Raw genomic sequence first — 12186 nt, 5'->3', positions numbered from 1 at the left:
AATACGGCATTTGACGGACTTGGTACGAAAGGTCTTACGCCAGGTTAAACTGGCAGCTCAAGGTAAACAGAATAAATGCAGTTGGTTCGAGGCATTCATAACATTCGTAAACGTCATCATGGATGCGTGTTGACGATTGGAAACTTTGATGGCGTCCATTTGGGGCATCAAAGGGTCATTTCTGCGCTTGTCGAAAAAGCCTATCAATTAAATGCTATTCCTGCGGTGATGGTATTTGAACCCCAACCCCAGGAGCTGTTTAACCCCGCGCATGCACCAGCAAGACTTTCGCGCCTACGTGATAAATATCACCTGTTAAACCAGCTTGGCGTAAAGCGATTGATTTGTGTAAATTTCAATAAAGAGTTTGCCAGTCAGAGCGCTGAGGATTTTATCGAGAACCTACTGGTTTCCAAGTTAGGCATTAAACACCTGATCATTGGTGATGATTTTCGCTTTGGCAAAAATCGCCAGGGTGATTTTGCCATGTTAAAGCAAGCCAGTGAGCGATTTAATTTTTCGGTCACCGATACCGCCAGTTATAAACTGGCCGATTGTCGCATCTCCAGTACCGCTATTCGCGATGCCTTGTATCGGGATGATTTAGCAGAAGCGCAGCGCATGTTAGGTCGTCCGTATTCAATAATGGGCAAGGTGGTTCATGGCGATAAACGCGGCCGTAATTTGGGTTTTCCTACCGCCAATGTGTTATTAAAGCGTTGTGTATCGCCGGTGAATGGCGTTTATGCCGTGAAAATTCTAGTTGCCGGCGAAACCTTTTATGGAGTTGCCAATATTGGTTCAAGGCCTACCATTAATGGCGAGAGACAGCAGTTGGAAGTCCATATATTTGAATTTAACCGTGACCTCTATGGTCAACAAATTGAAGTATCCCTGTTGCAGAAGCTGCGACAGGAAGTGCGATTTAATTCCGTCGATGAATTAAGTCTGCAAATTAAAAAAGATAGTGAACAGGCTCGCACGGTTGTGCAAGCCGCGATTAATGCCGAACTGAACGGATAATGAAGTCAATGAGTGATTATAAACATACGTTAAACTTACCTGAAACCGCATTCCCGATGCGTGGTAATTTGCCACAGCGGGAGCCAAAAGTATTAAAAGAGTGGGCTGATAAAGATCTTTATGGCCAGATTCGCCAGGCTAAAAAAGGTAAAAAATCATTCATTTTGCACGACGGTCCTCCGTATGCCAACGGTAATATTCACTTAGGACATGCCGTTAACAAAATTCTTAAAGACATCATCGTTAAAGCGAAAACCTTGTCTGATTTCAACTCACCCTATGTTCCTGGTTGGGACTGTCACGGTTTACCGATTGAACTTGTGGTTGAGAAAAAATTTGGCAAACCAGGCAAAAAATTAAACTCTGCCGAGTTTCGTCAAAAGTGCCGTGAGTATGCGTTAAAGCAAGTCGACGGTCAGCGCCAGGACTTTAAACGTCTTGGTGTGTTTGCTGACTGGGACAAGCCATATCTGACAATGGACTTTGATACCGAAGCCAACATTATCCGTGCGCTAGCTAAAATCACTGAAAACGGTCACCTTCATCAAGGCTTTAAACCTGTGCACTGGTGTACGGACTGTGGTTCGGCACTGGCTGAGGCAGAAGTTGAGTATAAAGATAAAGTATCGCCAGCAATTGATGTGAAATTTACCGCCAGCGACGACGTTGCTGAGAAATTCTCGACACCGAAAGATCATTTAGGTGAAGGTGCTATCGGCATTGTTATCTGGACAACAACTCCTTGGACGCTGCCAGCAAACCGAGCCGTTTCTGTACATCCTGAGTTGCAATACACTTTGGTGCAGGTTGAGGGTGAACAAGGCCCGCAAAGACTCATTCTGGCGACCGACCTGGTTAAAGATTGTATGGACCGCTTTGGTTTTGACAAATACCATGCACTTGGTTTCTGTCTAGGCAAAGACTTAGAAAACGTTCACGTTCAGCATCCGTTCTATGATTTCACGGTACCAATTATTCTTGGTGATCATGTAACGACCGATTCAGGTACCGGTTGTGTTCATACCGCCCCTGGACACGGTGTTGACGATTTTAATGTTGGTAAACAATATGACCTGGAAGTTGCCAACCCGGTAGGCGCGAACGGTGTCTACTTGCCAGATACCGAAATTTTCGCAGGTCAGCACGTATTTAAAGCCAACGATAATGTTATCGAAGTGCTAAAAGACAAAGGTTCGTTGCTACACCATCACGCTTATGAGCACTCTTACCCTCACTGCTGGCGTCATAAAACGCCAATCATTTTCCGTGCAACACCACAATGGTTTATCAGCATGGACCAAAATGGTCTGCGTCAGCAATCATTAGCGGAAATTGACAAAACTCAGTGGATCCCAGATTGGGGGCAAAGCCGAATTGAGAGCATGGTAGAAGGGCGTCCAGACTGGTGTATTTCCCGTCAGCGTACCTGGGGTGTCCCTATTGCCCTGTTTGTTCACAAAGATACCAATGCGCTACACCCGGATTCTGTGGCGTTAATGGAACAGGTCGCACTACGCGTTGAAAAAGAAGGTATTCAGGCCTGGTTTGACTTAGAAGCCGAAGAGTTACTGGGTAGCGAAGCTGCAGATTATATCAAGATCACTGATACCCTTGATGTATGGTTTGATTCCGGCGTATCTCACTACTCGGTTGTTGAAGCCCGTGATGATTTTGACAAGAAAGCCGACCTTTACCTTGAAGGCAGCGATCAACATCGCGGTTGGTTTATGTCATCAATGATGTCATCGGTAGCTATGAATGGCAGTGCTCCGTATTCACAGGTACTGACCCATGGTTTCACCGTCGATGTGAACGGCCACAAGATGTCAAAATCTTTGGGCAACGTTATCACGCCTTCGGAAATCACTAACAAGTTGGGTGCTGACATTCTCCGCTTATGGGTTGCATCGGTTAACTACACCCAGGAAATTACCGTTTCCGATGAGATTTTTAAACGCCAGGCCGATGCCTATCGACGTATCCGTAATACCTCGCGCTTCCTGCTGGCTAATATGAGCGGTTTTGATCCGGCTCAACACATGGTTGCGTTTGATGACATGGTAGCACTGGATCGCTGGGTAGTCGGCAAAGCCGCACAGCTTCAGGATGAAATCATTGAAGCTTATGACAACTATGAGTTTCATGCGGTTGTCCAGAAACTAATGAACTTCTGTACTACTGAGCTAGGTGGTTTCTACCTGGATATCATCAAGGACCGTCAGTACACTGCCAAAGAAGACAGTAACGCTCGTCGTTCATGTCAGACTGCCTTGTATTTGATTGCTGAAGCTATGGTGCGTTGGATGGCTCCGGTGCTTTCGTTTACGGCTCAGGAAATTTGGCAGGCATTGCCAGGTGAGCGTGATGAGTTCGTATTTACCGGCGAATGGTTCACCGGTTTACAGGCGTTACCTGAGTCCACCGAAATGAATAACGAATACTGGCAGACCTTACTGGCGGTAAGAACCGAAGTAAACAAAGCCTTAGAGCAAGCGCGTCGTGACGAAGTGGTTGGTGCAACCTTACAAGCTGATGTTACCCTTTATGCCGATGCTGCATTGGCGTCAAAATTACAGGCAATGGGCGATGAACTGCGTTTTGTATTGATTACCTCGAAAGCTACGGTAAGTGAAGTTGTCGGCGCCCCACAAGATGCACTGGAAACCGAAGTTGATGGTTTGTGGTTAAGTATTAAAGCGTCCTCTGGTAAAAAATGTGAGCGTTGCTGGCACTATACCGATGATGTAGGCACGCATGCCGAGCATTCGGATTTATGTGGTCGCTGTATTACCAATGTGGAAGGCGATGGCGAAACCCGCCAGTTTGCCTAACGTGCGCTAGTTTAGGATAAAAGCAAGATAATGAATTTCAAGGAAACAGGCCTGAAGTGGCTATGGCTTGCGGTACTGATGATCATCGTTGATCAGGTAACCAAGCAATGGGTTGTGGCATCAATGGATTTGTATCAGTCAATCGATATCCTGCCATTTTTTAATCTGACTTATGTGCACAATACTGGCGCAGCGTTCAGCTTTTTAGCGGACGCTGGCGGTTGGCAACGTTGGTTTTTCAGCGCTATTGCCGTGGGTGTGAGCACCTTACTCGTCATTTGGATGGCAAAAGCAAAACCCGAAGAGCGATTAATTTGTATCAGCTATGCCCTGATTATTTCCGGAGCGCTAGGTAACCTAATCGATCGCCTGGCTTTTGGTTATGTTATCGATTTTCTCGATTTTCATCTGGCAGGGCACAGCTGGCCGGCGTTTAATATTGCCGATTCAGCAATTTTCGTTGGCGCGGCATTAATGATTTATGAAGCCTTTACCAACGATGAAGAAGCCGAAAAAAAAAGCGCTAATTAAACGAATTTAAAAAATTGGAGATGGGTATGTCGAGCCGTTGTATTGCTAATGACTCTACCGTATTAATGCATATTACCATGAAGCTGTCCGATGGCTCTGCCGCCGACAGTACTAAGGTAACCAATAAACCGGCGAAAGTGATAATGGGGGATAACAGTTTATCACCCGCATTTGAATCCGAGTTGTTGGGATTGTCTGTTGGCGATAATAAAGAGTTTACCCTCGAGGCCAGAGATGCATTTGGTGAAGTAAACCCAGATAACATTCATTATCTGGATCGCAGTAAATTTAATAGCGAGACACCTGCAGAGGTTGGTAGCATCATAACCTTCAGTCAACCCGGCGGAGACCTACCTGGCATTATCCGGCAAGTGAATGACTTATCCGTTACCGTTGACTTTAACCATCCCCTTGCAGGGCAAGCGATAACATTCGTTGTCGATGTGGTAGAAATCCTTTAATCTGTTGGTGAACGGTTGTTTTAAGAGACCATTATGGAAATTATATTAGCGAACCCCAGAGGGTTTTGTGCCGGTGTCGACCGCGCCATAAGCATTGTTGACCGGGCATTGGATTTATTCGATGCGCCCATTTACGTGCGCCATGAAGTGGTACACAACAAGTTTGTGGTTAATGGCCTAAAACAACGTGGGGCGATTTTTGTCGATGAGTTGGACGAAGTACCAGACGACAACACGGTCATTTTTTCCGCCCATGGTGTATCCAAAGCGGTACGTCAGGAAGCAAAAAATCGTGGGCTAAAAGTATTTGATGCAACCTGTCCGTTAGTCACCAAAGTGCATATGGAAGTAACTCGCGCCTCGCGCAAAAACCATGAATGTGTATTGATTGGTCATGCCGGTCACCCCGAGGTGGAAGGTACGATGGGGCAATACGAGAGCGACGTAGGCGGTATCTATTTAGTTGAATCGGTAGACGATGTAGCAACGCTGGAAGTGAAAAACCCTGATGTGTTGTTTTTCTGTAGCCAGACAACCCTATCTGTTGACGATACCTCGGAAGTTGTCGATGCCTTAAAGGCTAAGTTTCCAAAGATTGAAGGCCCTCGTAAAGACGATATCTGTTATGCAACTCAAAACCGCCAGGATGCGGTACGATCAATCGCCAGCAAAACCGATTTGTTGTTAGTGGTAGGCGCAAAAAATAGTTCGAATTCGAATCGACTGCGTGAACTGGCTGAGAAGATGGGAACGACTTCTTATTTAATTGATGGTGCCGATGATATCGATGTTAATTGGATTGAAGGCATTGAGAAAGTTGGCGTGACTGCTGGTGCATCAGCGCCAGAAATCCTGGTATCTAATGTGGTCAATAAACTCAAAGAGTTTGGTGGTACTGTTGTTATAGAAAACCCTGGTCGCGAAGAAACTACCGTGTTTGCGGTTCCCGCAGAATTGCGTTAACGCCACCGGAGACTCGTACAAAACCTCGCTAAAATGCGGGGTTTTTTAATTTCTGGCGCTTACTTAGTTGGGTAACTAAGTTGTATTATATGTTTTCAAAGGATTGAAACGATGCGCACAAACTTATTCAGACCACTTGGCTTTACGTTAATTGAACTCCTTATCGTCATTGCCATTATCACCGTGTTGGCGACACTAGCTATCCCTAGTTTTAACCGATTATATTTAACCTCATTATCTACGGCAGAGATGTATAAATGGCAGTCGGTATTTAACCAGGGCAAACAAACGGCAATCAGCAACAATAAACGGGTAAAGATATGTCCGAGCAGCGATCAGCGCCAATGTCATCGAAACTGGCATCAAGGAGGAGTATTATTTGCTGATGTTAATCAGGACAATGTCCGCTCCCTGTCTGAAACACTTTTTAAGTTTATCCAGGCCAGCCCCAGGGGCTTCGCCATTAATTGGAATTCGTTTCAAAATAAAGATTACCTGCAGTTTGAACCGACAGGCTTTACCCACAGCCAAAATGGAACCTTGTTAATTTGTTCGGATAATGGACGCCTGTTTCATCGCGCTCTAATCGTAAGTCGCTCAGGGCGTATCAGGCATTCCAGAGATTATAATGGCGACGGTATTCACGAAACCAGTCAAGGGGTTAATATTCCCTGCGGTAATTAGTAGGGAAGTTAAATTAACGCCAGCATTGAGGTGTAGGCGCTGAATTACTGTCTAATGCTAATGTCTCACCATAAGTATCTAAACTAAACGTCCTACACTCGGTATCTTTAGTTTGGGTCGAAATCGCTTCAGCGGTAATTTTAAAGTAGTCTTCACTGTCCTGCGCATGGGTTTTGACTTCCAGACTTAACTGGTATCGACTGGCGGTTTGCTTAGAAAAATTGTCCGGAAGCGTATTTTGATATTCCCCGGTCAATGCCAGCTGTTGCTCCTGCCAAAGGGCAATCTTATATAGTGTTTGCGTTGCTAAGCTTCGATAACTCTTCAGCCAGGCTTTTTGAAAACTAGGCATCAACATGGTTGATAAAATGGCAATAATCATCACAACGACTAACAGTTCGAGTAAAGTAAAAGCGCTGCTTTTATTCATGATTTATCTTCCCTTTATGGCGAGCTTTCTGTGGCTTTTGGTACGGCGTTAAAAGTCCGTTGGTGATAGGTTTGTTGCCGGTAAACCGTTGTCAATTGAATTTCAAATAAATGCTTTGTGATACCTGTAGGGTTAGATGCCTCGCCCAAATAGATCACCAGGAAACTCCCCTGATAAGTGCCTTGCTCAGTTACTTGTGAGACAACCTTGGTGTATGGTTCAGGGTTCAAAACGCTGGCGTGATTGATAAACCCAGGTTCTTCACTTTGTATCTGCTCATTCGATACCCGGGCATTAATCATTTTTGTTATTTTTAACGCGAATGCCTGCTGTATGTGTTCGGTTTTCAACTGAGCCAAAAAGGCACGATTTTGCTGCTGGCTGGATAAGGCCTGAGTAAACATGCTGGCGCATACTAGTGTCAAAATAGTCAACATGATCAGGCTGGTTGCCAATACGAAACCTTTTGTCCTGATGTGGGTAGTTGTTGAATTCGTGTAGATGAGTTTTGTCATGGCGTTAATGTCCAGTAAGTTATGACTGTAATTTTCGATTACCTATGAACTCGATAAGTCAACGGATAAAAACGACGTTTCACGTAAATAACCATCCTGATAATAAAATGAAGCTACTCCCTCAATCCTGCGGTCTTTAGCGATGTTGCTGACTTCACAATCAGAGCGAGCAATCAGCATGATATTGACACCAACAACATGCTGCCAGTTAGCGACAAGTTCAGCATTTACTACCTGCCAGCTGTTGCTAATTTCAGGGGTTCTGGTTATCAGCTCGATTTCCAACTGTTCTATACCGCTAATCAGCTCTTCGGTTCTCGGCAAACCATTCACTACGGTTTGTCGATACAAGGCAGGAATTGATTTGCCATTACAATAGCGACTGGTTTTGGCGATGTAGAAAGACTGGGTCACCAGTTGATAGCTTCTTACATCGTTAACAGGGAATTGGTTTTCCGCAGTGTCGCTATCCTGATAATGAAAAATCTTAGCTTGATTTCGAGACAGGCGAATATAAGGATAATGACTATCAGGCTTGACAGCCTCTTCCTGCAGATATCTGAGTGTCAAAACATCGGAACCTTTGAAAGTCGATGAATTGATGCAGCGGTAATTGCCAAGTGTATTATTCGACACTCGAATAGTATGCGTTGCACGGATGCTCCAATCGATTTGACCGCGGTCGCAATCCATTTGCAGATTAATATCACCGGCTAGCGAGCCACTCATGTCGATGAAAGGTATAAGGCCATGCCAGTATTGAATTTTTTGCAGGTTTGATTTCAATACATGGTTGGCAAATCGCAGGTTTTGTTGCAACTGACTTTGCTGTTGCGTTAGGAAGTGTTGCTTATTTATCGCAACGAATGTATTCACCGTTAACGATAAGATAAACAGGCCTATGACCAGGCAAATCATGGTTTCGACGAGGCTGATACCGGCCATATTCGATTGTAGCTTTGTGTTGGTTATACGCATGGAAATCCCTATCCATAAATATTTGTATTGGCTTTTTTAGTCACTCATCAACAGCATCAATTGACTACAGTGTAATCCCGGGTCACGTGGCAATATGCACTCACTAAGTGGTGATGTTGGCGTTTTTTCCTGCCAGAATACGGTGATTTTCACCTGATCCTGTTGTTCGGTAATGGACAGAGTTACATTGGGAATCTTTTCAATATGGGCGCGAACGGACGCTAGGTCATGGTAGGCGAGCTGGTTATCGTTACAGGTTTGTTGACTGCAATTAATGAATGTCGAATTTGGGTTGTTATTTGCTGCCTGATAGCTACTCAACGCATGATGATTCCTGATAATTGCGGTACTGATATTCATCAACGCCTGTTGAGCGGCAAATTGATATTGCCCCTGTTTTTGGTAAAAGCTACTGGCGAGCTGAAATTTACTAATACCGAGAATACTGATAGCAAACAACATCAACACCACCAGAACTTCAATGAGGCTAAAGCCGCTGTTGTGAGAGGTCTGTTTAGAAGCAATGATTTTCATCGACACATCCGTGTGCTTGTTATTGACGAGTACCAACTGAGACTAGAATAAGTAAGCGTTAAATACCCAATAGTTAAATAAATTTCATTTATCCGTTTTGCCCACTAAAACTTTCGATTGCTTTATCTAACACTCTGAAACTTATTGAGTTATTAACGAGCGAGAGTGTTGTTCTGAAAATCGATATGTTATTGAAAAAACATGGTTTATGTGAAGCAGTCGCTAAAATTCATGAAAAGTTAAGTAAACTGCTTGATACAGACAGATAACGCTTGAGCTTATTGTTGTAAACCGTAACAATAAGTGAGTAATAAGTTGCCAGGGCTTAAGAAATTTTCGTTAGTTTTAGTTGGAATTACCGATAGTTGTTGGTAAATTGATTATTATCATCTTGGTATTCAATAATGGTTAACGTTATCTGAAATGCTGTTAGGGCAGTAAAAACGATAAATAACTTGTGAATTAAGATAGTAAACCCCCCCTCTATACTTTCTGAAGTTTCACTACATGTAATACGTAGAAACCCTGTAGCCACTATGGCTTGGTCTACAAACGAAAATAATTACTCGTGCCCGAATTGATTTCTTTTTAAGGGATCCAGAGGTAAATAATAATGAAAAAAGTACGTGGTATAACCCTCATTGAACTCATCATTTCGATGGCAATCATCGCAATTTTGGCTTTGGTTGCAGCTCCAAGTTTTGTAAAAAACATGGAGAATCGTAATTTAGCCGGAGCGGCAGAAACCTTATATTCTCACCTGCAGCTAGCCAGATCTGAGTCTCTGTTAAGATCAGAAGATGTGGTGTTTTCTGTAGCCGGTATGGATTCAACATCCTGGGCATTTGGTATTAATGAGTTAACGGGCTGCGATCCAACCGTGACCAACAATGCCGCAACTAACGCCTGTGTTCTGCAAATTGATGATGGCGATGGCACCTTTGTTGCTGCCAATGACAATGTACTGCATCAGATTGATGGCGCGGAATTTACTGACGTTACCATGAAGATGCAAGTAATAAGCGGCACTGCGGGCAATTCTATCACCTTTGATCCTGCCCGGGGTACGACAGACGGGGCTCGTCAATACACACTAACCAATGCGTCAGGAAGCAGCGTGCAAATCTCTCTTTCTCTTATTGGCAATGTAAAACTTTGTTCAGATGATTTGCCCGATTACAGGAGCTGCAGTTAATGAAACGAATAGCTAACAATAAGGGCTTCACAATATTAGAGCTATTGATTGGTATGGTAATAGGGGTGACAGTCCTTGCCGGCGCAACCTATGTCTATGTCACCATAGTTTCCAGTAGTGCTTCGACCTTAAAAGCCAGTAAACTCAATACTCAGGTAATGAGTATGATGAGTATCATGGTCAATGACGTTCGCCGCGCTGGCTATTGGTCCACCTTTACCGAAACGCCTTCGTCGAATCCCTTTAGCCAAATTGATAATACTGCCGTAACTGTCTTAGATTCAATGGCTAGTGATACTCCTGTTGCGTTAGGCACAAATGCCGATGGTCAGTGCATCACTTTTTCTTATGATCAGAATGAAAATGGCGTGTTAGATACGGATCTCGAGCATTTCGGTTATCGATTAAATGCCGGCAATATCGAGATACGCACAGCGGGTGCAGTTTCCGATGGTGATAGTTGCGCCAGCGGTACCTGGTCGGCGTTAAGCGATGATGAACTCTACACCATTAATAGACTTTCATTTAATAGTCAGGATTCTGCATGCATAAACACCAGGGAGCCCGACGGTATAGATAATGATGGTGCTGCCGGAATTGATGATGATGATGAACGGGACTGCTATTCGCAGGTTCCAACCGCAGGCAGTGGTGATACCACTGTAGAGACCAGAGATATTCAAATTACTATCTCTGCCTCGTTAAAAAATGACCCAGATGTAACTACGTCGATAACCCAATCGGTGCGGGTCCGTAATGATTGGATAAGAATAAGGTAAATTTGTTATGTGCCGCAGTAATCACACAACAAAGTCCCCCACATATATGAAGAATCAAGCAGGCATGGCTGTGCTCGCCGTATCCGTTGTTTTGGTGATATTGGTGACCCTGGTATCTTTGTTTCTCTCTCGAACCATTTTGTTTGAACAAAAAATGGTGAATAACGATTTCAAATCGAAATCCACATTTGAAAGCGCGGAAGCCGGTTTGGCCATAGCACTTGAATATTTGGCCAATGGTATCGATAGAAACAATGATGGTGTTATTGATTTCGTTTTTGATTCTAATGGCGACGGTATTGGTGACTCGGCTACCGGCGTCGTTGGCCAGGCCAACGTCGTAGTGACCGTCAGTGAAGTAAACGCCGGTGATATTACCTCACTTGCGGTGGTGTCTGAAGCAACCAGCTTGGATGATGCATCCGTTAAAGTTGTTACGACAACAATGCAATCTTTAGATCCCTTGCCTAATCACCCGGACAACCCGCTTACGACCCGTGGTAACCTGGATGTTAATGGTTCAGCTACAGTGCACAACCCTGAAGGTCACAGTACCATCTGGAGCGGCGGAGATGTTGACATAGGATCAAACAACTCAACAGCTACGTATATTGCGGATCCTACGGATTCAGGCTATCCGGGCTGTATGGATATTCCAAGAGCTTGTTCGGAAATTCAGACATCGAACAAGGAAACGGTTGGCCTTGATATTCTTGAGCATGATTCCGATTTGTACAACTTAACCCCTGCCGGAATTTTCGAAAACTTTTTTGGCATGTCTCCAGAGGCTTATAAAGAGCTAATGGCGTCAATGGTTGTAGATCCAAGTAACCCTTCCGAGTCTGTGGGCTGCTCAGCAAATAGCTATGATGCTTGTGTCGCGGGTTCGACAAACGAAGTGATCTGGTTTGAAGGCGATGTCGAAATTAACGGTGGAACTGTCGGATGTCGCTCTTCAGTTAACGGAAGCAATGTTTGTGCAAATGCCGACGAAGCTCCGACCATTTTAATTATTGATGGCAATGCCACCTTTAAAGGCAGCCCTCATTTTTACGGTGTCGTTTTTATTATGGGTGACGCGAGTGCCAGTGGTAATTCAACCTTTCATGGTGCAGTTATTACTGGTGGTAGCCTCAACTCAACAAGTGGTAGTTTAGATATTCATTTTAATACTGGGTTATTAAAGAAAACCCGTGAAAATGGTCCCAGAACCGTCGCCTCAGGCAGCTGGCGCGATTTCTGATTTGGGATAAGGAAGCACG

The 12186-nt window shown here is 44.3% G+C and carries 13 protein-coding genes; 9 read left to right on the top strand and 4 right to left on the bottom strand.

The window, feature by feature from the left end:
• Positions 1 to 75: 75 nt before the first annotated feature.
• The 6 genes from ribF (at position 76) to FNC98_RS12270 (ending at position 6493) form a co-directional block, all read left to right on the top strand.
• On the top strand, positions 76 to 1023 hold the full coding sequence (gene ribF, locus FNC98_RS12295; protein WP_143581514.1) for a bifunctional riboflavin kinase/FAD synthetase: 948 nt from the start codon (positions 76 to 78) through the stop codon (positions 1021 to 1023).
• An 8-nt stretch (positions 1024 to 1031) separates the two neighbouring features.
• Complete coding sequence (gene ileS / locus FNC98_RS12290) at positions 1032 to 3854, top strand: isoleucine--tRNA ligase (RefSeq protein WP_143581513.1); 2823 nt, start codon at positions 1032 to 1034, stop codon at positions 3852 to 3854.
• 30 nt (positions 3855 to 3884) lie between these two features.
• Complete coding sequence (gene lspA, locus FNC98_RS12285) at positions 3885 to 4385, top strand: signal peptidase II (RefSeq protein ID WP_143581512.1); 501 nt, start codon at positions 3885 to 3887, stop codon at positions 4383 to 4385.
• A 26-nt stretch (positions 4386 to 4411) separates the two neighbouring features.
• The gene (fkpB, locus tag FNC98_RS12280; protein ID WP_143581511.1) at positions 4412 to 4846 is read left to right on the top strand and encodes an FKBP-type peptidyl-prolyl cis-trans isomerase; all 435 of its coding nucleotides are present in this window, start codon (positions 4412 to 4414) and stop codon (positions 4844 to 4846) included.
• Positions 4847 to 4879: 33 nt separating this feature from the next.
• Positions 4880 to 5809 carry a 4-hydroxy-3-methylbut-2-enyl diphosphate reductase gene (ispH, locus tag FNC98_RS12275; protein WP_143581510.1) on the top strand — a complete coding sequence of 310 codons (930 nt, stop codon included), beginning with the start codon at positions 4880 to 4882 and terminating at the stop codon, positions 5807 to 5809.
• 111 nt (positions 5810 to 5920) lie between these two features.
• On the top strand, positions 5921 to 6493 hold the full coding sequence (locus tag FNC98_RS12270; protein WP_143581509.1) for a GspH/FimT family pseudopilin: 573 nt from the start codon (positions 5921 to 5923) through the stop codon (positions 6491 to 6493).
• A 13-nt stretch (positions 6494 to 6506) separates the two neighbouring features.
• Here the strand turns inward: FNC98_RS12270 and FNC98_RS12265 are convergent, their stop codons facing one another.
• Genes FNC98_RS12265 through FNC98_RS12250 form a run of 4 tightly spaced genes read right to left on the bottom strand, consistent with a single transcriptional unit; the run spans position 6507 to position 8950 of the window.
• Entirely contained in the window at positions 6507 to 6923 is a 417-nt protein-coding gene (locus FNC98_RS12265) for a type IV pilin protein (protein ID WP_144035554.1), read from the bottom strand.
• A 14-nt stretch (positions 6924 to 6937) separates the two neighbouring features.
• Positions 6938 to 7438 (bottom strand): hypothetical protein, encoded by a 501-nt coding sequence (locus tag FNC98_RS12260; RefSeq protein WP_143581508.1) that lies wholly within the window; start codon positions 7436 to 7438, stop codon positions 6938 to 6940.
• Between the two features lie 42 nt (positions 7439 to 7480).
• Positions 7481 to 8416: a PilW family protein gene (locus tag FNC98_RS12255; protein ID WP_143581507.1), complete on the bottom strand. Its 936-nt coding sequence runs from the start codon at positions 8414 to 8416 to the stop codon at positions 7481 to 7483.
• 36 nt (positions 8417 to 8452) lie between these two features.
• The gene (locus FNC98_RS12250) at positions 8453 to 8950 is read right to left on the bottom strand and encodes a prepilin-type N-terminal cleavage/methylation domain-containing protein (RefSeq protein WP_143581506.1); all 498 of its coding nucleotides are present in this window, start codon (positions 8948 to 8950) and stop codon (positions 8453 to 8455) included.
• Between the two features lie 613 nt (positions 8951 to 9563).
• Here FNC98_RS12250 and FNC98_RS16990 point away from each other — a divergent pair.
• From FNC98_RS16990 to FNC98_RS12235, 3 genes are read left to right on the top strand one after another with little or no spacing between them, the layout of a single operon-like run.
• Positions 9564 to 10145: a GspH/FimT family pseudopilin gene (locus FNC98_RS16990; protein WP_143581505.1), complete on the top strand. Its 582-nt coding sequence runs from the start codon at positions 9564 to 9566 to the stop codon at positions 10143 to 10145.
• Entirely contained in the window at positions 10145 to 10924 is a 780-nt protein-coding gene (locus tag FNC98_RS12240) for a PilW family protein (RefSeq protein WP_143581504.1), read from the top strand. The genes FNC98_RS16990 and FNC98_RS12240 overlap by 1 nt, the downstream gene beginning before the upstream one ends.
• A gap of 46 nt (positions 10925 to 10970) precedes the next feature.
• Positions 10971 to 12167, top strand: a complete 1197-nt coding sequence (locus FNC98_RS12235) for a PilX N-terminal domain-containing pilus assembly protein (protein WP_185967958.1) — start codon at positions 10971 to 10973, stop codon at positions 12165 to 12167.
• Positions 12168 to 12186: the final 19 nt, after the last annotated feature.

This window comes from Thalassotalea sp. PS06 (assembly GCF_007197775.1).
Lineage (GTDB): Bacteria > Pseudomonadota > Gammaproteobacteria > Enterobacterales > Alteromonadaceae > Thalassotalea_A.
This window is presented reverse-complemented; position numbering and strand designations above follow the sequence as displayed.

Excerpts from the sequence above, each read along its gene's own strand:
- ribF (WP_143581514.1), top strand. The coding sequence starts at position 76 with ATGCAGTTGGTTCGAGGCATTCATAACATTCGTAAACGTCATCATGGA.
- ileS (WP_143581513.1), top strand. The coding sequence starts at position 1,032 with ATGAGTGATTATAAACATACGTTAAACTTACCTGAAACCGCATTCCCG.
- lspA (WP_143581512.1), top strand. The coding sequence starts at position 3,885 with ATGAATTTCAAGGAAACAGGCCTGAAGTGGCTATGGCTTGCGGTACTG.
- fkpB (WP_143581511.1), top strand. The coding sequence starts at position 4,412 with ATGTCGAGCCGTTGTATTGCTAATGACTCTACCGTATTAATGCATATT.
- ispH (WP_143581510.1), top strand. The coding sequence starts at position 4,880 with ATGGAAATTATATTAGCGAACCCCAGAGGGTTTTGTGCCGGTGTCGAC.
- FNC98_RS12270 (WP_143581509.1), top strand. The coding sequence starts at position 5,921 with ATGCGCACAAACTTATTCAGACCACTTGGCTTTACGTTAATTGAACTC.
- FNC98_RS12265 (WP_144035554.1), bottom strand. The coding sequence starts at position 6,923 with ATGAATAAAAGCAGCGCTTTTACTTTACTCGAACTGTTAGTCGTTGTG.
- FNC98_RS12260 (WP_143581508.1), bottom strand. The coding sequence starts at position 7,438 with ATGACAAAACTCATCTACACGAATTCAACAACTACCCACATCAGGACA.
- FNC98_RS12255 (WP_143581507.1), bottom strand. The coding sequence starts at position 8,416 with ATGCGTATAACCAACACAAAGCTACAATCGAATATGGCCGGTATCAGC.
- FNC98_RS12250 (WP_143581506.1), bottom strand. The coding sequence starts at position 8,950 with ATGAAAATCATTGCTTCTAAACAGACCTCTCACAACAGCGGCTTTAGC.
- FNC98_RS16990 (WP_143581505.1), top strand. The coding sequence starts at position 9,564 with ATGAAAAAAGTACGTGGTATAACCCTCATTGAACTCATCATTTCGATG.
- FNC98_RS12240 (WP_143581504.1), top strand. The coding sequence starts at position 10,145 with ATGAAACGAATAGCTAACAATAAGGGCTTCACAATATTAGAGCTATTG.
- FNC98_RS12235 (WP_185967958.1), top strand. The coding sequence starts at position 10,971 with ATGAAGAATCAAGCAGGCATGGCTGTGCTCGCCGTATCCGTTGTTTTG.